Annotated in this window: 13 protein-coding genes; 7 read left to right on the forward strand and 6 right to left on the reverse strand. The window is 66.9% G+C overall.

What is annotated here, in order from left to right; all coding sequences use genetic code 11:
* Positions 1-5 precede the first annotated feature (5 nt).
* Positions 6-3,440 carry a hypothetical protein gene (locus tag AC1DE3_RS20815; protein ID WP_476778199.1) on the reverse strand — a complete coding sequence of 1,145 codons (3,435 nt, stop codon included), beginning with the start codon at positions 3,438-3,440 and terminating at the stop codon, positions 6-8.
* A gap of 230 nt (positions 3,441-3,670) precedes the next feature.
* Here AC1DE3_RS20815 and AC1DE3_RS20820 point away from each other — a divergent pair, with 230 nt between their 5' ends.
* Complete coding sequence (locus tag AC1DE3_RS20820) at positions 3,671-4,135, forward strand: peroxiredoxin (protein ID WP_476778198.1); 465 nt, start codon at positions 3,671-3,673, stop codon at positions 4,133-4,135.
* 82 nt (positions 4,136-4,217) lie between these two features.
* A complete protein-coding gene (locus AC1DE3_RS20825; RefSeq protein ID WP_441513448.1) occupies positions 4,218-5,525 on the forward strand; it encodes a M23 family metallopeptidase in 1,308 nt (435 codons plus the stop codon).
* 66 nt (positions 5,526-5,591) lie between these two features.
* Here AC1DE3_RS20825 and prfB read toward each other — a convergent pair.
* The 3 genes from prfB to AC1DE3_RS20840 all read right to left on the reverse strand — a co-directional run bounded on the left by prfB (position 5,592) and on the right by AC1DE3_RS20840 (position 10,861).
* A protein-coding gene (prfB, locus tag AC1DE3_RS20830) for a peptide chain release factor 2 (RefSeq protein ID WP_441513449.1) occupies positions 5,592-6,720 on the reverse strand; the annotation gives its coding sequence in 2 pieces (ribosomal slippage) (positions 5,592-6,650 and positions 6,652-6,720; 1,128 coding nt in all).
* 165 nt (positions 6,721-6,885) lie between these two features.
* Complete coding sequence (locus tag AC1DE3_RS20835) at positions 6,886-9,333, reverse strand: penicillin-binding protein 1A (protein WP_441513450.1); 2,448 nt, start codon at positions 9,331-9,333, stop codon at positions 6,886-6,888.
* A 262-nt stretch (positions 9,334-9,595) separates the two neighbouring features.
* Positions 9,596-10,861 carry an N-acetylmuramoyl-L-alanine amidase gene (locus tag AC1DE3_RS20840; protein ID WP_476778197.1) on the reverse strand — a complete coding sequence of 422 codons (1,266 nt, stop codon included), beginning with the start codon at positions 10,859-10,861 and terminating at the stop codon, positions 9,596-9,598.
* 638 nt (positions 10,862-11,499) lie between these two features.
* Between AC1DE3_RS20840 and AC1DE3_RS20845 the strand changes: the two genes are divergently transcribed.
* Positions 11,500-14,280 carry an Rne/Rng family ribonuclease gene (locus AC1DE3_RS20845; RefSeq protein ID WP_476778196.1) on the forward strand — a complete coding sequence of 927 codons (2,781 nt, stop codon included), beginning with the start codon at positions 11,500-11,502 and terminating at the stop codon, positions 14,278-14,280.
* A gap of 134 nt (positions 14,281-14,414) precedes the next feature.
* A complete protein-coding gene (locus AC1DE3_RS20850) occupies positions 14,415-14,768 on the forward strand; it encodes a hypothetical protein (RefSeq protein ID WP_476778195.1) in 354 nt (117 codons plus the stop codon).
* Positions 14,769-14,781: 13 nt separating this feature from the next.
* Here AC1DE3_RS20850 and AC1DE3_RS20855 read toward each other — a convergent pair whose 3' ends face one another.
* A complete protein-coding gene (locus tag AC1DE3_RS20855; protein WP_476778194.1) occupies positions 14,782-17,091 on the reverse strand; it encodes a mechanosensitive ion channel family protein in 2,310 nt (769 codons plus the stop codon).
* A gap of 77 nt (positions 17,092-17,168) precedes the next feature.
* Positions 17,169-18,359: a pyridoxal phosphate-dependent aminotransferase gene (locus tag AC1DE3_RS20860; protein WP_476778193.1), complete on the reverse strand. Its 1,191-nt coding sequence runs from the start codon at positions 18,357-18,359 to the stop codon at positions 17,169-17,171.
* A 183-nt stretch (positions 18,360-18,542) separates the two neighbouring features.
* On the opposite strand from AC1DE3_RS20860, the gene AC1DE3_RS20865 reads away from it, so the two are divergent.
* From AC1DE3_RS20865 to accC, 3 genes are all read left to right on the forward strand, one after another.
* Positions 18,543-19,349, forward strand: a complete 807-nt coding sequence (locus tag AC1DE3_RS20865; protein WP_441513456.1) for a DsbA family protein — start codon at positions 18,543-18,545, stop codon at positions 19,347-19,349.
* A gap of 347 nt (positions 19,350-19,696) precedes the next feature.
* Positions 19,697-20,152 carry an acetyl-CoA carboxylase biotin carboxyl carrier protein gene (gene accB / locus AC1DE3_RS20870; RefSeq protein WP_476778192.1) on the forward strand — a complete coding sequence of 152 codons (456 nt, stop codon included), beginning with the start codon at positions 19,697-19,699 and terminating at the stop codon, positions 20,150-20,152.
* A gap of 41 nt (positions 20,153-20,193) precedes the next feature.
* Positions 20,194-21,555 (forward strand): acetyl-CoA carboxylase biotin carboxylase subunit, encoded by a 1,362-nt coding sequence (accC, locus tag AC1DE3_RS20875; protein ID WP_476778191.1) that lies wholly within the window; start codon positions 20,194-20,196, stop codon positions 21,553-21,555.
* The last annotated feature ends 43 nt before the right edge of the window (positions 21,556-21,598 follow it).

Raw genomic sequence — 21,598 nt, forward strand, 5'->3', positions numbered from 1 at the left:
TCCGCTCAGCGCGGCGGCGCCTGGCCCGGCTGGACCGGGCGCTGAGCCGGCGCGCCGCCGAGCGGATCGACGAAGCGACGCAGGATGCCCGGTGCGATCGCCGAGAGCGGATTGATCGTCATGGTCGGCGCGCTGGCCGGGCCCGAAATCCGGAAGTTCACCGCGAAGAGGCCGCCATACTGGCTGCCGCCGCCGAGCAAGGCGCCGACCACCGGCACCTGGGCGAAGGCGTTGTTGAAGGCATAACCCGGCACGAAGGTGCCGCCGATATCGACGCGGTCACGCCCGTAGTCGACATGGCCCTGCAAGGTGAAGCCGACCTGCTGGCCCCAGATCACCATCTCGGAAACGTCGAGCCGGCTGGTCGAGCGGGTGAATTCGGCCTTGAGCTTGGTGAAGGCGACCTCGGAGGTGTCGATACGCTGCTCCTCGGCGCGGTCCCCCGAGAAAGCGCTTGCGGATTGGGCACCGACCACGCGGCGCAGGGCCGGCTCGTCGCGCACGATGAAGTTCCGGAACATCAGATCGCCGCTCTGGCTTGGTCCCGCCCCCATGGTCAGGACGAGATCACCGCCATGGGCCCTGTTGTAGAGATCGAGGAAGCGCAGCAGCGAGCCGCCATTCTCGGATTGCACGACAAGGCGCTCACCCTGCCGGCCCTGGCGCGCCGTCACATCGGCCTTGCCGATCCGGCCCTGGAAGTTTGCCGTCCGGATCTCGCCGCCCCGCCTGGAAAGCTTGAGCGTGCCGTTGGTGATGGCCTCGTTGTTGAAGCCGGTCAGGATCGGCACGTCGAGGTCGACATCGTAGTCGCCATCCCTGGCTCCCGCCTTGTCCCCGCCTTTGGGCGATGGGACCGCGCCCTGGATATCCTTGATGAAGGGGCGCAGATCCGCGACGGCGCCGCGCACCGAGAGTTTGGTGACGTTGCCGTCCCGCCTCAGGTCGAGCTTCAGATTGTCGCCGGGAGAGAGACGGAACTGCGACAGGCTGGCGGCGTCGAGGCCGTTCTGTCTGTTCAGCTCGACGCGCCCCTTGATCAGGGCGGGCGCCGCATCGAGCGTAAAATCCTCCAGATCCGGCCCGTCAGCGTCGTTGACATAGAGGAAGCTCAGCTTGCCCGCGCGGCCGGCCGGCTTGCTCAGGCCGGGAACGACGCCATCGAGCGCCACCTTGGTCAGATCGATCTCGACGCGCGGCGGTCCATCGCCGCCCTTGCCGAGAACCTTCGTGACCTTCACGGGGAGCGTTCCCGAAATGCCGGAATCCGCGCCGAAGCCACGCCTCTGCCGGGCTGCTGCGTCGAGGTTGAGCTGGAGGGTGGCTTCGCCCTGCCCCTTGCCGCTCTGCTTCAGCTCGATGGTGGCCTTGTCGCCGCCGATGCGCGCATCGCCCTTCAGGGCCAGACCGTTGCGATCGACATTGACGGAAAGATTGCCGCCTTCGAGCCTCTCGCTGCCCAGGAGCGTATCCGAGCTGACATTCGTCAGCGTCCCTGTCGCGGCCACCGTAACCTCGTCCGGCTTCAGATCATTTGCGAGCGGCAGGCCGATGGTGACCTTGAGGTCGCTGGTGCCCTTGATGGCGCCAGGGTCGATCTGGCCCAGATTGAAATCCTTCAGCGACGGAAAGGCGAACAGCGCGGCCAGCGCATCCATCGAGCCCTGCGACCGGAAGCCGATCCGGGCCGGGGCCCGGTGCATCGCGTAGTCGGGCATGGCGAAGCTGCCTTCGCTGAGCAGCAGCTGCCGTCCGTTGCCAAGCTCGGCGGTGGCATTGCCGATCGCCAGCTGCACGGTCCGGCCCGTCACCTTTCCGGTGACGGTCGCGTCCGCCAGCGGCGGCAAGCCGGGATCGGGCAGATAGCGCACCTGGTCGGCATCGATCAGGACCGAAAGGGCGCCGTCCGGCAGACCATGGCCGCGGATCAGGCGGGCATGATCGGCCGCCGGCAGGTCGAGATCGACCGACAGCGACTTCATCCGGCCGGCTGCGAGCTGATGGTGCAAGGTCTGATGCACATGGGTCGAGGTGAATTCAGGCCAGATCGCGAGGAGCGCCCGCACGTCGGAATCACGCGCCTTGATCGTGAAGCGCTGCTGCGGGGATTCGCCCTGCTTCTGGACAAAGGCGGTCATGTCGACGGTCGCGGCAGGTCCGCGGATCGCCGCCTGCTCGATCGTCACCGTGGCGTTCGCCGGGTCGATTTTCAGCGCTGCCTTCAGGCTGTCGATGCGAACGGCAGGGTCCGTGGCATCGAGGCCAGCGAGCTGGCCCCCGGCATCGATAGCAGCGACCCAGGCCCCGTTGTCGGCGCGGAGCGAGCCGGTCCCGATCAACTGCGTCGCACCGGCCCTGAACTCGGCCTTGCGGATGTCGAGCTGCGTGAGGTCGGCGCCGCTCGCCAGTTCGAGATGGACGGAATCGACCGCCATCGGCGGCATCGGGCCATCCGGGAAACGCACCTGGCCGGCGCTGATATCGATCTGCGCGGTAATCGACTTGCGGCCATCCGGCGTCTGGCGGAGCGTCGCCTTGCCCTGGAGCGGCAGGCCTTCCAGGCTCACCCCGGTGCCCAGGGCCAGCGCCACGATCTCGGCCGGCTCGAAGCGCAGGATGTCGATGTCGGCTCGCTGCGTGCCGTCGGCCTCGGTCGACAGATCGACGGCGATGTCCTTCCAGCGCTGGCCGGTGCGTCCCTTCATGGTCAGGCGGGTTCCGCGCTCGCCGGTGCGGGTGAGCCTGATCTCGACATCCTCGAGGCCCGCCTTCTGACGACCGTCGGGATCGACGAGCGCCAGCCGGGCACCATTCATGCCGGCGGTCTCCAGCGAGCCCAGCAGCCCGTCGCCGCGCGCCAGCATCGAGATCGCCCCCATGATACCGGTGAAGGCGTTCCATTGCGCGGCATCCGGCAGCGCCGGCGTCGGCGGCGTCTCGGCGGGCGCCGCGTCGGCGTTGACGACGAGAACGCCTTCCTTGTTGACGCCGAGGCGGACATTGACGCCGCGCAGATCGACGGAAACCAGCCGGATATCGCCCTTGAGCAGCGCGAGGGGCTCATAGCCGAGAACGGCTTCAGGCGCGCGGATGATCGCGCCACTGGCATGCCGGAACAGGACCTGGCGAACCTTGAGCTGGGAATGGCCATCCGTCCGGCTGAGCTCCGCCGATGCAGCCTCGACCGTCCAGCCCGGCCCCAGCCGCTCCTCGATCGCCGCGGAGATGCGCCCCTCCAGCCCCGACAGCGGGATGATCCCGGTCGCCAGAAGCGTGACCGCTGCGCCCGCCAGAACCAGAATGGCCACCGTGATCGCGACGCAGATCGTCGCCAGCCCGGCTTTCGCGCCGCGCTTCACGATCTCGACCTCACAGGCTTCGCGTTCGGCCTGCGTTTCAGCACGCCGCGAAGCCGTGGCCCCTACTTCCTCATCCGCCAAGATGCGCGTGGTCCTTTTCGGCGCCGGGCATCGGCCTGCCGCAGAGTGCGTCTGTTCGCCTCTTGCCGCAATCCCGCCAGACGGCATGCATGTCGATGAGGCCAGACGAAGCGATTCGGCAATCCGGAAAGGACATGCCACTTGCTTCGCTGGCCGATAGTATCGCCGGCCTGCCTTATCGTGTTCGGCGGTCCATGCAGCGAGAAGGCGACAAAAGGAAGGCGACGGCCATGACATTGCAGGAAGGTAATCCGGCCCCCGATTTCAGGCTGCCGCGGGACGGTGGCGGCGAGATCAGCCTGTCGGAGCTGCGCGGCCGGAAGGTCGTGCTCTACGCCTATCCGAAAGACAACACCCCGGCCTGCACGCAGGAGGCGATCGCCTTCAACCGCCTGCGGCAGGCCTTCGCGGATTGCGGGACAGAGATTATCGGCGTGTCGCCGGATTCCGTGAAGCGTCACGGCAATTTCAAGCGCAAATATGAGCTGGACTTCGCTCTGCTGGCCGACGAGGAGCAGAAGCTCGCTTCCGCCTACGGCATCTGGGTCGAGAAGAGCCTATATGGCCTCAAATTCATGGGGATCGAACGGTCGACCTTCCTGATCGACGCCGAGGGCCGCCTTGCCCGGATCTGGCGCAAGGTCAAGGTCGCCGGCCATGCCGAGGACGTGCTGGCTGCAGCGCGGGACTTGTAAGCCGGCTGCGTCAGAATTTGCGAAAGATTAACCCTAACGATCTCTAATTGCGGCATCGGCAGCGTTCTTTCCGGTTCCGCGTATGCATCATCAGTCACAAACGGGCCCCGCTCTCTCGGCCGTCGGCCTGGTCACCCACAAGACCTACACGATCCGCCGCTCGACGATGCTCGCCGGGCTCGCCTGGCTCGCCCTCACCACGGCCTGCTCTGGCGGCGCCGCCTGGTACATCCTCAGCCGGGACGACCTCGCCGCCCGGCTGATAGCCCGCGAAACCACCCGCCAATACGCCTATGAAGACCGGATCGCGGCATTGCGCGCCGATATCGACCGTTATGCCAGCCGTGCCCTGCTCGACCAGGACGGCGTCGAATCACGAGTCGACGAGCTCGCGACCCGGCAGGCCGAACTCGAATCGCGCCAGTCTCTCGTCACCGCCCTCGCCGATTCGCTGCAATCGAACGGCCTCGCGCCGGCCGCGAAGCTGCCGCTGCGCGCGAACGTCATCAAGCCGGCCGAGCCGATCCGCGCTTCCGGCGTCACGAGTTTCGCGCCGATCATGCCGACCAAGCCGATGCCGGCCCCGGAAGCGCCGCCGCTGCGCGGCGCCGAGGCCAATGCCGCCGAGGGCTGGCAATCGGGCGAGGCGCCGGCCGAGCCGCCCGCCAAGCGCGTCGAAGCCACGCTGACCCGGCTCGACAAGGCCATGGCGAGCACGACCGAAGCCCAGATCGCCGCGCTGAAGGACATGGACGAAACACTGGCCGCGACCCAGAAGCGGCTCCGCACCGCGTTGGCGGAGACCGGCCTCGACGCCGAGCGCCTTTCGCCCCCGGGCAATGCAGGTGGTGTCGGCGGCCCCTTCGTCCCGGTCAAGCTCGACCCTGCCGCCGGCCCGTTCGAGGCGACGCTGACCGCATTGCAGCCGCGCATGGCCTCGGTTATGCGCCTGCGCGGCGTGATCGATCAGCTCCCCCTCGCCCGGCCGATGGCCGGCGACCACGATTTCACGTCGAACTTCGGATACCGGACCGACCCCTTCACCCGCGGGCTCGCCCTGCATACCGGAGTCGATTTCCGGGCCGAGACGGGAGCCTCGATCCTCGCCACCGCGCCCGGCAAGGTTGTCGCCGCCGAGTACAATGGCGGCTATGGCAACATGGTCGAAGTCGAGCACGCCAATGGTCTGAGCACGCGCTACGCCCATATGTCGGCGATCTCGGTCTCTGTCGGGCAAATCGTGAAGACCGGCTCGGTCCTCGGCCGCGTCGGTTCGACCGGCCGCTCGACCGGCCCGCATCTGCACTACGAGACCCGCATCAACGACGAGCCGGTCGATCCCACGCGCTTCCTGCGCGCCGGCGGCAAGCTCCTCGCCAACGCGCTCTGAGCCTCGGCCAAAACAGAAAAAGCCGCGCAGGTCGCGCGGCTTTTCTGTTTGGAAGCGGTGGATCGCTCAGTCGATGTCCTCGACCTCGACCTCGGTCCCGTAGACGCGCTGGGCCAGCGATGCCTCCATGAACGGGTCGAGATCGCCGTCGAGCACCGCGGAAGGGTCTGTCGAGGCCACTCCGGTGCGCAGATCCTTCACGAGCTGATAGGGCTGCAGCACATAGGATCGAATCTGATGGCCCCAGCCGATATCGGTCTTCGAGGCCTGCTCGGCATTGGCCTTCTCTTCGCGCTTCTTCAGCTCGACCTCGTAAAGCCGTGCGCGCAGCATGTCCCAGGCCTTGGCCCGGTTCTTGTGCTGCGAGCGCTCCTGCTGGCAGGAGACCGCGATCCCCGTCGGAAGATGCGTGATACGCACAGCCGAATCGGTCGTGTTGATGTGCTGCCCGCCCGCACCCTGCGCGCGATAGGTGTCGATCCGGCAGTCAGACTCCTTCACGTCGATGACGATACGGTCGTCGACAACCGGATAGACCCAGACCGAGGCAAAGGAAGTCTGACGCCGCGCGTTCGAATCAAAGGGCGAGATGCGCACCAGCCGATGCACGCCGGATTCGGTCTTCAGCCAGCCATAGGCGTTATGCCCCTTGAACTGGAGCGTCGCCGACTTGATGCCGGCGGTGTCGCCGTCCTGATATTCGAGCGTCTCGACCTTGAACTTCCGCCGCTCGCCCCAGCGCCGATACATGCGCAGCAGCATCTCGGCCCAGTCCTGGCTCTCGGTACCGCCCGCGCCGGGATGGATCTCGATATAAGTGTCGAGCATATCCGCTTCGCCGGAGAGCAGCGTCTCGACCTGAAGGCGCGCCGCTTCGTCCTGAATGGCCTTGATCGCCTGCTCGCCCTCGGTGACGGTGGCCTCGTCCTCCTCCATCTCGCCAAGCTCGATCAGCGTGAGCGCGTCGTCGAGCTCGCGTTCGAGCTTGGTGATGCCCTCGATCTGGGTTTCCAGCGAGGTTCGCTCGCGCATCAGCTTCTGCGCGGCTTCGGCATCGTTCCAGAAATCGGGTCCCTCCGAGAGGGCGTTGAGTTCCGCTAGGCGGCGCTGGGCTTGATCCCAGTCAAAGATGCCTCCTCAGCAGTCCGATCGACTGCTTGGCGTTATCGAGTTGCGTCTGGATTTCGGGGCGCATGATTCCGTCGAAACGTCCTTGTGAGCTCTGTGTTCGAGCGTTGAGATAGGGGTGAAAGCCGCGGCTGTAAACGCCCGCCTTGGCCTGAACCTGCGAGGGCCAACGCAATCTCGAATAGCAAAATGCCCGGAGCAGAGCTCCGGGCACCGCAAAACGGTCGTTCGCTCAGTAGAGGCCGCCGGTTCCCGAACCGATGGCGCGGCCGCCGGCGCCGGGGCCGACGGAGAGCGGCGCGCTGCCGTCCCCCGCCGCACCGATCACGGAATAGCTGTCCGGCGGCGCGGTACCGGGCTTGAAGGCTTCGAGAATGCCGCCCTCGCCGCCAGCCCGCATGCCGGTCTTCGGATCGACGCGGATCAGCTTGATGCCGGCCGGCACGCGGAACGGCGTAGCCGGCTTGTCCTTCAGCGCGACCGTCATGAAGTCGCGGAAGATCGGCGCGGCATACTGGCCGGCGGTGGCGGAGGTGCCGAGCGACTTGGGCTTGTCGAAGCCCATATAGACGCCCACCGCAAGGTCCGGCGAGAAGCCGACGAACCAGACGTCCTTGGCGTCGTTGGTCGTGCCGGTCTTGCCGGCGAGCGGCTTGCCGACCGACTTGACCACCGTCGCCGTGCCGGCGTTGACCACGCCTTCGAGGATCGAGACCATCTGGTAGGCGGTCAGCGGATCGAGCACCTGCTCGCGGTTGTCGATCAGGCGCGGCTCCGACTGGTTTGCCCATTTGTCGGCGTTGCAGCCTTCGCAGACGCGCTGGTCATGGCGATAGATGGTCGTGCCCGTGCGGTCCTGGATGCGGTCGATCAGCGTCGGGCGGATGCGGCGGCCGCCATTGACGAGCATCGAATATCCCGCCGTCATGCGCATGACCGTGGTCTCGCCAGCGCCGAGGGCCATCGACAGCACGGGCTGCAGATCGTCATAGACGCCGAAGCGGCGGGCATATTCCGCGATCAGCGGCATGCCGACATCCTTGGCGAGGCGCACCGTCATCAGGTTCTTCGAGAACTGAATGCCGTAGCGCAGCGTGCGCGGGCCGGTGAACTTGCCGTCGTAGTTCTCCGGGCGCCACATGCCGAGACCCGGGCCCTGATCGATCTCGATCGGGGCGTCGAGCACGATGCTCGACGGGGTGTAGCCGTTGTCGAGCGCCGTCGCATAGACGAATGGCTTGAAGGAGGAGCCCGGCTGGCGCAGCGCCTGGGTCGCGCGATTGAACTCCGACTGGTCGTGCGAGAAGCCGCCGACCATGGCGAGCACGCGGCCCGAGAACGGGTCCATCACAACGATGGCGCCATTGACCTCGGGCAGCTGGCGCAGGCGCGCAAAGCCGGGCCGGCTTTCCATCGGCTCGACATAGACGACATCGCCGACGGAAACCGCCTGCGAGACGCGCGCACGGCGCGTCCACTTGATGCCATCGGCGGCAAGCGTGACGGTCTGGCGCTCCTTGTTGAGGTGGCCAGCATTGTCGCGCAGAGGATGCAGGCCGAGCTTGGCGCTGTCGCCATTGGACTCGAGCACGACCGCAAGCCGCCAGGGCGCGACGTCGCCGAGGACAGGCAGTTCGCCGATGGCGCCGCCCCAGTCCTTGCCGGTGTCGAGCTTCTGGATCGCGCCGCGCCAGCCGCGCGCCTCGTCGAAGCGCACGAGGCCATCGACAAGCGCCTTGCGCGCCATCAGCTGGGTCTTGGGATCGACGGTGGCGCGGACAGACAGGCCGCCCTCAAGCAGCTTCTTCTCGCCGTAGCGGTCCTGAAGCTCGCGCCGGATCTCCTCGGCGAAATAGCCGGCCGCGATCTGGTTCGGCGAAACCGCGCGCGGATTGACGCCGAGCGGCTGCTTCTTCGCCTCCTCGCCGACCTCACGCTTGACGTAGCCGTTCTCGACCATGCGGTCGATGACGTAGTTGCGGCGCTCGATCGCACGGTCGCGGTTGCGGAAGGGATGCAGATCGGAGGGCGCCTTCGGCAGGGCGGCGAGATAGGCCGCTTCCTGAAGGTTGAGCTCGTGGACCGATTTGCCGAAATAGTTCAGCGCGGCGGCGGCTATGCCATAGCTGCCCTGCCCCGGGGCCGGCGCGCCGAGATAGATCTCGTTCAGATAGAGCTCGAGAATCTTGTCCTTCGAATAGGTCGATTCGAGCTTCAGCGCGACGAGCGCCTCGCGGATCTTGCGCTCAATCGACTGCTCGGGGCTCAGGAAGAAGTTTTTCGCGACCTGCTGGGTGATGGTCGAGGCGCCCTGCGGCCGGCGATTGGCGCTGCGGTTGCGATAGTTGGAGATCGCGGCGCGGACGAGACCTTCGGGGTCGACGCCCATATGCTTGTAGAAATTCTTGTCCTCGGCCGAGATATAGGCGTCAACGACGAGCTTCGGCACAGCCTGGATCGGCAGGTACAGACGCCGCTCGCGGGCATATTCGGCGATCAGGCTGCCGTCACCCGCATGGACGCGCGTCATCACCGGCGGCTCGTAATTCCGAAGTTGGGCGTAGTCGGGCAGGTCCTGCGAATAATGCCAGATCAGGCCGCCGGCCAAGGCAGCAACGATCACGAAGGCGATCGCGCCGGCGGCGAACAACCATCCGAAGATTCGCAGAATGAACCGCATCTCAGGCCTTGGACCCCATCTCTGCCACCCGACGGGCGCCAAATCGGGGCGCGTCGCAAATCAGAGCTATAACATGACGTAGATGGCGGAACCGTGGCCTTGCGACCACATTCGGCATGATCCGACACTGGGTCGGAACGCAGCGGCACCACCGCGATACCGGAGCATCCAGCGCGGCTTCTCCGAATCGCCGCGACGCTCCATCTCCCTGTTTGGTCGCATTTTCTTCGCGTGACCAGTATTCGCCTCACTCGAAGATGCTCTAGTTGCGATTCTCCGCTGCCTTCCCGACGGAGGCGCGCTCCCTGGCGAAATAGTCTTCCACCGCAGCCGAGACCGCCGTCACCGCCTTGCCGCGCCATTCGGGCGAATTCAGCAGTTCGGCGTCCTTTGGGCTCGACATGTAGCCGAGCTCGATCAGCACCGAGGGAACGTCCGGCGCGCTCAGCACCCAGAAGCGAGCCGAGCGCAGCGGAATCTTGTGCATCTTGATCGAGCCACCGAGCTTGTCGACGAGGTTGCGGGCGAACACGCCGGTGAAGGTCCGCGTCTCGCGGCGTGCCAGATCCATCAGGATGCCCGCAACATCCTGAACTTCCTCGCGCGTCTCCAGCCCTGCTGCCGCATCCGCCTCGTTTTCCTTGGCGGCGAGCTTGGCCGCCTCGGCGTCGGTCGCCCGCTCCGAGCGGGTATAGACGGTGGCGCCGCGCACATCCTGCGCCTGCATCAGCGAATCGGCATGGATCGAGATGAACAGGTCAGCCTGCTCGTCGCGGCCCGTCTGCACCCGGTCCGAAAGCGAGACGAATCGGTCATCGTCGCGGGTCATCACGACGCGATAGCGGCCGGAGGCTTCCAGTTGCTCCTTGAGCGCCTTGCCGAAGGCGAGCACGACCGATTTCTCGGAGATGGAAGCAACCATGGTGCCGGGGTCGATACCGCCATGGCCGGGATCGATGACGACCACGCGGCGCGTCTCGCCGCGGGGCTTGGCGGCGGGAAGCGCCGGCACAGGGGCTTCCTGCACTTTCTTTGCCTTGGCCGCCTCGGCCAGGAAATCGGCACGCGCAGCCTTCTTCAGCTCGATCGTGAGCTCGCCGAAGCCGCCGCGCACGGGCTTCACCTCGGTCCTGGCGATCGTGGCCGGCTGCGAAAGATCGATGATGATTCGGGCCCTGTCGGCGGTGAAGAGGCCGTAGCGATAGGCACTGACGAAGCCGGCAGCCTTTTTCGCGCTGCCCTGGATCTGGAAGTTGGTCGACGGCATCTCGACGATGACGCGGTCCGGCGAGGCTTGCACCCAAGCCTCGATCTCGACCATCGAAGACATCGTCATGGTCAGGCGCACGCTGTCGCCGCTCTGCTCGAGGCGCGCATCGGTCGCGACCGGATACTCGTTCTGCGGCTTGCTCTCGCTGCGCGCCGGCACGGAGGCGAATATGAGCCCGCAGGCCAAGGCGATGAAGGCGGCACCCCGCAGGATATTGCGGGACGATCGACCTTCCGGACCCTGAACAGCGTGGCGCATGCGCGGAAACAGCTGGAAAATCCCGTTCGATATTACCAAGGCTTAACCATAACGGGGGTGAAATCTTAAGAGGCGGTTACCACCTCTCAAGGAGGGCGTGAACCGCTCGGGGACCGGGTCGGCGAAATGCGGCTGTCATGTGACTTGCAAATCACCATCACCTGTCTGTAATGGAATTGGCTGCCCGTCAGCCTGCCCATGGGACACACCCGGATCGAGCGATCCGTCGGCGTCCGGTCAGGCTGTGCCACCTTCTCCCTCGGGAGCGGCGGCAGGTAGCCACAACGGATCGTCCGCAGACGATTGGTATGGGGATTGCGAGTGTTCTGCGCCCCACCTTGTCTCGCGAGCGTGCAAACGCGATGGGCCGGCCGCCAGGCAGACGCATCGCAGGTCAGGACAGATGACGGGGCAAAAGACGACGCTAGCACCTGAGGTGAACCGTCCGAACCTGCGGGACCGCGCCGGGCTTCAAGCCCGAGCAGCGCTCCCGAGCCGTATTCCTGTCCAGGCTAGTCTTTCCCACCTCCTGCAACATGCCGGCTCGTTCCGGCCTCAGCGCGGCGCCCCTGGCCGCGGCGGCGGATTCTCATCCGTAGCCGCGCCTGCACAGGCGACCGCGCCAATGGAAGTTTCATATGGCCAACAAGATGCTTATCGATGCCACCCACCCGGAAGAGACCCGGGTCGTGGTGGTCCGCGGATCCCGCGTCGAAGAGTTTGATTTCGAATCAGCCAGCCGCAAGCCGCTGCGGGGGAATATCTATCTCGCCAAGGTGACGCGCGTTGAGCCGTCACTTCAGGCTGCCTTCGTCGAATATGGCGGCAACCGGCACGGATTCCTCGCCTTCTCCGAAATCCACCCGGACTACTATCAGATCCCCGTCGCCGACCGGCAGGCGCTGATCGAGGACGAGGCGCGTGCCGAACGCGACGAGGAGCGCGACGAGGAGCGCCGCGAGAAGCGCGGCCGCCGCGATCGCGGGCGCCGTGGCGACCGTGACCACCGCGCCAAGAAGGCCGCGGCCGACGAGACCGTCTCGGCCGAGGTCGAGGCGAATGGCGAGGACCGCGTCGAGACCGACGGCAAGGAAGCCGCCATGGTCAACGAGGGCGCGCCGGCCTTCGGCGAGTACTTCGCCCCGGCGGTTGCCGAATCGACGACCGAGGACGCCGCCGAGAATGCCGCGCCGCTGACTTTCGAGACGGTCGAGGCGACCGCCTCGGCCAATGAGGGCTCGGCTTCCGCGGAAGACGCCGAGGCTTCGGAAGTCGAGGCCCGCAAGCCTTCCGAGGACGAAGGCTCCGAGGATGGCGACGACGAGGAGAACGGCGAGGAGGCCGAAGAGGCTCCCGAGCAGCTCGGCGGCGGCGACGCCCTCGACGACATGCCGGAGCGCCCGCACCGGCAGTCGCGCCGCCAGTACAAGATCCAGGAGGTGATCAAGCGCCGCCAGATCATCCTGGTCCAGGTCGTGAAGGAAGAGCGCGGCAACAAGGGCGCGGCGCTCACCACCTATCTCTCGCTCGCTGGCCGCTACTCGGTGCTGATGCCGAACACCGGCAAGGGCGGCGGCATCTCGCGCAAGATCACCAACGCCGAGGACCGCAAGCGCCTCAAGGAGATCGCCCAGGAGCTCGAGGTTCCCGAGGGGATGGGCCTCATCCTGCGCACGGCCGGCGCCTCGCGCACCAAGGTCGAGATCCGGCGCGACTACGAGTATCTGATGCGGATGTGGGAGAGCGTGCGCGAGCTGACGCTGGCCTCTGTCGCCCCGGCGCTGGTCTATGAGGAGGGCAACCTCGTCAAGCGCTCGATCCGCGACCTCTACAACAAGGATATCGACGAGGTTCACGTCGCCGGCGAGGAGGCTTATCGCGAGGCCAAGGATTTCATGCGCATGCTCATGCCGAGCCATGCCAAGAGCGTGAAGCCCTATCGCGAGCAGACCCCGCTCTTCGCCAGCTTCGGCGTCGAGAGCCAGCTCGACGCGATGTTCTCGAACACCGTCACGCTCAGGTCCGGCGGCTATCTCGTGATCAACCAGACGGAAGCGCTGGTCGCGATCGACATCAACTCGGGTCGCTCGACCCGCGAGCACAATATCGAGGACACCGCCCTCAAGACCAATCTCGAAGCTGCAGAGGAAATCTCTCGCCAACTCCGCCTGCGCGACCTCGCCGGTCTCATCGTGATCGATTTCATCGACATGGAGGAGAACCGGAACAATCGGGCGGTCGAGAAGAAGCTGAAGGAGTGCCTCAAGGACGACCGCGCCCGCATCCAGGTCGGCCGCATCTCGGCCTTCGGCCTGCTGGAGATGTCGCGCCAGCGCATCCGCACCGGCGTGCTCGAAAGCTCCTCCGTCCCGTGCCCGCATTGCGCCGGCGCCGGCATGATCCGTTCGACGTCGTCCGTTTCGCTGCAGATCCTGCGTGCGCTGGAGGAGACGCTGATCAAGAGCGCCTCGCACAACCTCACCGTCCGCACCCGGCCGGAGGTCGCGCTCTACGTCCTCAACCAGAAGCGCGCGCATCTGGCCGATCTCGAGAACCGGTTCGCTATCGCGATCACGGTCTCGACCGATCCGAACCTGCTCGGCACCCGCTACTTCGAGGTCGAGCGCGGCGAGTTCGTCGGCAATGAAGGCCGGGTGATCCCGACCAGCTTCAAGGCCGAAGCCATCGCCTCCGATGTCGATGACGAGGCGCTGGACGCTGCGGCCGAGGCTGCCGCGCTCGATGCCGAGACCGGCGACAACGAGACGACTGCCAGCGAAGCCCAGGACGAACGCGGCGAAGGCGACCGCGAGAATCGCCGCCGCCGCCGCCGCCGTCGTCGGCGGCGTGGCGGAGAGCGCGACGACCAGGGCCAGCAGCTCGAAGCGGGTCACGGCGAGGACGCCGAGGGCGATGAGGGCGAGGACGGAGACGACGCGGCCGAAGGCACGGATGTCGAGGTCGTTGCCGAGGCCGTGATCGAGGCTCCTGCCACTGAGGCCGCGCCGGAACCGGCAGCCGAAGAGGCGGCGCCTGCGGAGCCGGCAAAGCCGAAGCGCAGCCGCGCCCGCAAGCCGAAGGCCGAGGCCAAGGAGGTTGAAGCCAAGACGGAGACGGCCACGGCCGAAGCCGCGCCGGCGGAGAAGCCCAAGCGCAGCCGCTCGCGCAAGAAGGTCGTGCCGATCACCGAAGGCGGGGAAGCCGCTGCCGAGACCGCTCCGGCCGCTGCCGAGGCGCAGCCTGAGGCCCCGGCCGCAGTGCCCGAGCCCGTTGCAGCCCCGGCCGAGCCCACTCCGGCGCCTGAGCCGGCTCCCGCTCGGGCCCCCGCGGAAGAGCCCGTTGCGGTCGTGCTGACGGAGCCGGACCCGAACCGCCCGAAGCGCGGCGGCTGGTGGAACAGGCTCGCCGGCCGCTCCTGAGCGCTCGCTTCCGAAACGATCGATGCAAAGCCCGCCGCCACCAGCGGCGGGCTTTGTTTTTCGGGGGCGCTTGGCGGCCGCGTCCCGACCCGGCATTGTGGTCGATGGCTGATCGCCGGGACGGGAGGAAGCAGATGCCGCCGCCTCGAAACAGGGAACGTGACGTTCTGCTCCTCCTGTGCGCGGTGGGGCTGATCGGTCTGGCCTATCTCGCCTGGCGCGCGGTAGGCTGGTTCGGAGTCGGGCTCGTCGGGCTCTTCGTCGCCTTCCTCGCCGTCAGGATCGAGCTCGAAGGCAATCGGCCGATCGGCCCGCAAATGACGCCCGATCTCCATGCCGGACAGTATCGCTCCGAGGCGGGCTTGCACCACGCCGAGCGCGCGCATCGCAGTGCCGAACGTGGCGCCCTCGCCCATGCCGCGCGCCTCGCCAGCCTGTTCGGCGGCGGGTTGACGGTTATCGGTTTCGGCCTGTTCTTCCTGCTTTAGAAGCGAGACCCGCTCAGCTCGCCGCTGGTGCGAGCGGAGTCGGTGGCGGCACCGTCGCGATCGCCGCTGCCGCGCTGGACTGCGCCCCGCCCTCGCCGCCCCGCACCGTGACCGCGTTGGAAGCGAAGGGAATGTGGGCCTCGTTCAGCGAACGGTAGACGCGCTTCAAGGCCTCGCGCTGCAGCATCGACGCCTGATTGGGCTTCCCGGTGAACTTCAGCCGGACCACGATCGCCTGGTCGGTGATATCAGCCACGCCTTGCATCTTGAGCGGCGCGATGAAGTGCGGCCCGTATTCCGGGTCTTCCAGTAGCGCGAGGCCGACCTTCTTGATGGCCTTGCGGGCCTGCTCGATATCGGCGGAGTGATCGAGGCGGACGTTGAACTTCACCGTTGCCCAGTCGCGGCTGGCATTGGTCAGCGACTGCACCTGGCCGAAGGGCACGGTGTGGATCTGGCCGCTCTGATGACGCAGTTGCATTGAGCGCAGCGAAATCTTCTCGACAGTTCCCTTGAGCCGGCCGGTATCGACATACTCGCCGACGCGGAAAGCATCCTCGAGCATGAAGAACACGCCGGATACGATGTCGCGCACCAGGGCCTGCGAGCCGAAGGAAATCGCAAGGCCGAGAATTCCGAAACCCGCCAGCAGTGGGCCGATATCGACGCCGAGACGCGACAGCACCACCAGGATGGTGAGGCCGAGCACTGCGCCCAGGACCACGCCGCGCAGCACCGGCAGCACCGTCGCAAGCCGGCTCGGCACCCCCTCATCATGGGCTACGTCCTCGTCGGCGGGGCCGACGACACGGCGCTGCGGCGTGTAGGCATCGAAGAAGGCGTGCAGGAAGACGAGCGCAACCCAGCCGGCGAAGGCGAACACGGCGACGCCGACCGTTTGCCGCATGACGGCAGCGAACTGCGCAGAGCTGACGCCAAGAAGAAGTCCTGCCCAAAGCCGTGCGATAATGTAGAAGCCGGCCGCCCAGATCACCCCCAGAGCGGCGGCCCGGACAGCGGCACTGCCGGCGCTCAGGATCGGTGTGACACCGTGCTTTGCCTCGCGCCGGGCCGCACGGCACCGAAGCCAGCTGGCAAGCCCGACGGCAACGATGGGGATTATCACGATCGCCACCTGGGTCAGCGCCGAGGCCTCCGCCCAGCGCCCGCCATTCGACATCATCGCCGCGGCGCTGCTGACCATCCACAACAGGACCGTCGTCGCGATATAGAACCACGCTGTCCCGGCCGCGATCAGCCGCCGGATCGGGCCGGGCTCGGAGGAGCCGGACAGGACCAGCACCGCGAGATCATGCCGGCCGTCATAGAACCACCAGATCTTGAAGAGCGTGATGGCGAGCCCTGTCAGCGCGATGAGCCCCGTCACGGGCCGCGGCCCGGAGCTGACCTGGTTGGCCAGCAGAATGCCCGTCACGATCAACGGCGTCAGAACGGAATAGACAACCAGCCGGCGGAAATGCCGCTCGGCACGCGGCAGTGGCATGATACGGCGTTCGGGAGCATCGGGCGAAATCAGGAACCGGCCGACGGCAATATAGAGCGCGCCGATCGCGGCGCCGTTTGCGGCCGTCGTCAGGGCCTGCATGGCGAGGTCGTCCGCTGGCAGCCAGGCGTTGCGGGCCGTTCTCGCCACGGCGAGTGCCAGCAGGATCGTCGCGACATCCTGGAGTAGCCCCCATGAGGAGGCGATGAGGCGCGGAGTGAACTCCGGCCCCAAAGGCCGACGCTTGCGCGCGAACCAACGGGCGGTCGCGATCCGGAACGCGAAGGCGATGGCGAGCGCGAGGCAGACGATCCCGACGATCCGCCAACCGGCGGTGGGCCCGTCGCGGCCGTTGAGATTGCGCTGCCAGGAGCGTTCCCAGTCGGCAGGCAGCTCGGTGACCGAGGGAATGGAGGCGCCACTATATTCGACGCCGTCGACGAAACGGTCGACGAGCGCACTGGCCTCGGCCTGGAAGCCCTCCTCATCCGCCATCGAGATGGCCGGTGCGGGAGCTGCCGCAGCTGGCTTGGTTTTAGCGGTCGGCGCGGGCGCGGGCGGCGGCGCCGCGGCCGGCACGCCGCCGACCCGGATCTCCACGGGCCGGCCCGACAGCGCATCGACCATCCTGCGGATCGTTTCGGGCGTCTCGTCGCCGCGAAGATTGAGGACGACCGGGGCCTCGGTCTCGGCGCGCGCCATCCCCGCCAAGCCGAAGCCGAGCAGAAGAGCGAGCGAAACGAGCGCACAGATCAGGATCGCTGAGGAGAGCGCTGAAAGGCGCCTCGCAGAAGCCCTGCCGGCTGCAGCGACGTCCATGGCCAATCTCCCCCTTCTCCGAAGCGGAGAATGCGGAGCTTCTGCGGATTCTGGCAAGGGGGACGAGGCACTATGCCTCAGCGTTTCTTGAGCCAGCCACCGATGCGGGAGACCGCCTCTTCGCATTCCGCCAATGAGCCCGCGAAGGAGAGCCGCACCGTGCGGGCGCCGCGCCCTTCGTCGAAGTCGAGCCCCGGCGTGATCGCGACGCCGGCCTCTTCGAGGACACTGCGGCAGAAGGCCATGGAATCGTTCGAATATCGGCCGATATCGAGATAGATGTAGAAGGCGCCGTCGACCGGCAGGAAGTCGCCGAGCCCGATCTCGGGCAGGGCCTTGAGCAGGAAGGCGCGGTTTTGTGCATAGCCCGCCTTGATCGCCTCGCATTCCTGCGTCGCATCGAAGGCCGCCTCTCCCGCCACCTGGCTGAGATAGGGCACCGAGATCGACAAATTCTGCTGGAGCCGCTCGATGGTGCGCACAAGCCGCTCGGGCACGATGAGCCAGCCGACGCGCCAGCCGGTCATGCAATAGTATTTCGAGAACGAGTTGACGATGATCGCGTCCTGATCGGCCGCGAGCGCCGTCGTGGCGGGCGCGTCATAAGTCAGCCCGTGATAGATCTCATCCGAGATGTACCAGAGCCCGAGCTTGCGGCAGCAGGCCGCGACCTCGGCGATCGCATCCGGCGCCATCACCACGCCGGTTGGGTTGGCCGGGCTCATCGTCAGCACGCCGGCGAGCGGCTTCTCGCGATGGGCTCGCTCGATCAGCTCGGGCGTCAGCGCAAAGCGCGTCTCGGGCCCAACCTCGATCGCGACCGGCTCAAGCCCGAGCGCGATCAGGATATTGCGATAGGCCGGGTAGCCTGGCGCCGTGATCGCGATCCGCGAGCCCGGCTGGAAGCAGGCGAGGAAGGCGAGAATGAAGCCGCCGGAGGAGCCCGTCGTCACCACGACACGTTCGGCCGCCACGTCGACGCCATAAGCTTCGCGATAATGGCGTGCGATGCGATCCCTCAGCGAATCCGTGCCGAGCGCCTGCGTGTATCCGATCCGCCCATCCTCGAGCGCCCGCGCCGCGGCGGCGCGGATCGAGGCCGGAGTCGGCGCCGAGGGCTGGCCGACCTCCATATGCACCACCGAGCCGCCGCGACGCTCGATCGCGGCCGCCTGGTTCATCACGTCCATGACGATGAAGGGGGCCACGCGCTCGGCGCGCTCGGCGAGAGCAGGCAGCGCAGCGGGCGAAAACGGGGGCTTCTGCATCGACTTGTCCGGTTCATCGAGGGGCCGAGCCCGCGTAGCCGAGGCAGCGCCGGCCCGCAACCGCCACCCTGCTGGCAGAGCTGTGATTTGACCTTCGGGCGGCGAACACACACAAGCTCGCGCATACGAGTGCTTTGTTCCGCTGGATCGTTCTGCGCCCAGCGGCTTTGAAAGGACAACCAGATGGCTTTCCGGACCCTCACCAGCCTGGCGCGCGCCTGCCTGCGGCCTGCCGGCCTCGCGCTTGGCCTCTGGCTCGCGGCCTCCGCCGCGCCCGCCATGGCGCAGGGCCAGCCTCTCTCGCCCGAGCAGCGCAAGGCGGTGACGGACCTGATCCGCGAGACGCTGCTGAAGAATCCCGAGATCATCCAGGATGCTCTGATCGAGCTCGAGCGCCGCAACACCGTTGCCCAGGCCGAGGCGCAGCGCGGTGCCGTCGCCGCCGAGAAGGCGCGGATCAGCGATCCGGCGACCTCCGTCATCATCGGCAACCCCGAGGGCGACATCACCCTCGTCGAGTTCATGGACTACAACTGCGGCTTCTGCAAAAGGGCGATGGAGGATGTGACGGCTCTCGCCAAGAGCGATCCGAAGCTGCGCGTCGTGCTGAAGGACTTCCCGATCCTCGGACCGGATTCGGTCGAGGCGAGCCGCGTCGCCGTCGCCGCCAAGAACCAGCTCCAGGGCCAGAAGTACTTCGATTTCCACAACAAGCTGATGGCCGTGAAGGGCAAGGTCAACGGTGCCAAGGCGCTCGACATTGCCAAGGAGATCGGCGCCGATGTCGCGCAACTGAAGAAGGATATGGAGGCGCCCGCCACCAAGGCCGCGATCGAAGACACCGTCGCGCTCGGCGATAGGCTCGGCCTGACCGGAACGCCGGCCTTCATCGTCGGCGACGAGATCGTCTTCGGCGCCGTCGGCCAGGCCGCTCTCAAGCAGAAGATCGACTCCGTGCGCCGCTGCGGCAAGACCGAATGCGCCGGCTGAGGCCGGTCACCGTCTCCCTGCAACGAGACATGCCGGGCTGGCAGGCGCCGTTCAGGCTTCCCCTGCCGGCCCGCAACGTTTATGAGGGCGGCTCCTGCCGCCTGCGCGCGGCGCCGGAATCAACGCCCTTCCATGGTCTCCGTCCGCGTCCTGAACGGACCCCACCCCAATCCGCCTGCACCACGCGGGACGGCTAGCTGCGGCGGCGGGCACGCTGAACCCGTGTTCGACGCCTTAGCTCTGCTGCCGGACGGGTGGGCGGCGAAGGCCATCTGAATCCGAATGAACGGGCTCGCGGCGCAGGCCGCGGCCCATCCGAGAATCTAAAGAAGACGGTGACACCCGCCATGGCGACCAAGAGCCCGATCGATCCCGAACTTGTCCGCGAGCTCGCCGAGCTCCTGAACCAGACCGATCTCACCGAGATCGAGGTCGAGAAGGGCGATCTGCGCGTTCGCGTCGCCCGCAGCATCACCACGACCGTGCAGGTCCCGGCCGCGGCGCCACTGGCCGTCGCAGCCGCCCCCGTCGCGGCTGCCGCCGTCGAAAGCAAGCCGACCACCGCCCATCCGGGTGCGGTCAACTCGCCGATGGTCGGAACCGCCTATCGCCGCCCCTCGCCCGAGGCGAAGCCGTTCGTCGAGATCGGCAGCATCGTGAAGCAGGGCGAGCGCATCCTGCTGGTCGAGGCGATGAAGACCTTCAACGACATCGTCGCGCCGCGCGCCGGCAAGGTCACGGCCATCTTCGTCGAGGACGGCCAGCCCGTGGAATACGGCGAGCCGCTGCTGGTGATCGAGTGAGCGTGGCGCCGCTCGCCGCCCGGTCGGATTTGGGTTTCAAGATGTTCGACAAGATTCTGATCGCCAACCGTGGAGAGATCGCGCTGCGCGTCCTGCGCGCCGCCAAGGAGCTCGGAATCGCCACCGTCGCGGTTCACTCCACGGCCGACGCCAACGCCATGCATGTGCGCCTGGCCGACGAGAGTGTCTGTATCGGCCCGCCGCCCGCGCGCGAGAGCTACCTCAACGTCCCCGCCCTGATCGCCGCCTGCGAGATCACCGGCGCCGACGCGGTCCATCCCGGCTACGGCTTCCTGTCCGAGAACGCCCGCTTCGCCGAGATCCTGGACCAGCACAACATCACCTTCATCGGCCCCAAGGCCGAGCATATCCGCGTGATGGGCGACAAGATCGAGGCCAAGCGCACCGCGAAGCGCCTCGGGATCCCCTGCGTTCCCGGCTCGGAAGGCGGCGTCAGCGATGATGGCGACGCCCTGCGCATCGCCAAGGAGATCGGCTTCCCGGTCATCATCAAGGCCGCGGCCGGCGGCGGCGGGCGCGGCATGAAGGTCGCGCGCAGCGAGGAGGAAATCCTCGTCGCGCTCCAGACCGCCCGCACCGAGGCCAAGGCCGCCTTCGGCGACGACGCGGTCTATATCGAGAAATACCTGGAAAAGCCGCGCCATATCGAGATCCAGGTGCTCGGCGACGGCCGGGGCAACGCCATCCATCTCGGCGAGCGTGACTGCTCGCTGCAGCGCCGCCACCAGAAGGTCTGGGAGGAAGGCCCCTCGCCTGCCCTCAATGCCGGCGAGCGCGACCGGATCGGCGATGTCTGCGCCAAGGCGATGTCCGAGCTCGGCTATCTCGGCGCCGGGACGATCGAGTTCCTCTACGAGGACGGGAAGTTCTACTTCATCGAGATGAACACCCGCATCCAGGTCGAGCATCCCGTCACCGAGATGATCACCGGCATCGACCTCGTCAACGAGCAGATCCGCATCGCCGCCGGCGCGCCGCTCTCGCTCAAGCAGTCGGACATCGTCATTGAGGGCCACGCCATCGAGTGCCGGGTCAATGCCGAGCATCCGGCGACCTTCCGGCCCTCGCCCGGCAAGATCGCCTCGTTCCACACGCCGGGCGGCCTCGGTGTGCGCGTCGATTCCGCCGCCTACCAGGGCTATGCCATCCCGCCGCACTACGACTCGCTGGTCGGCAAGCTGATCGTGCACGGCCGCAACCGCGACGAGTGCCTGATGCGCCTGCGCCGTTCGCTCGACGAGTTCGTCGTCGACGGCGTCGACACCACGCTGCCGCTGTTCCGCACGCTGGTCCGCAACCCGGACATCCTCAACGGCGACTACAACATTCACTGGCTCGAGAAATTCCTCGCCGCCGGCGGCATGGGCGAACCGGAAGGCTGAGCGGCGGGTAGGCCTGAAACGACGAAGCCCCTCGCATAGCGAG

This window comes from Allobosea sp. 10L417, assembly GCF_056395485.1.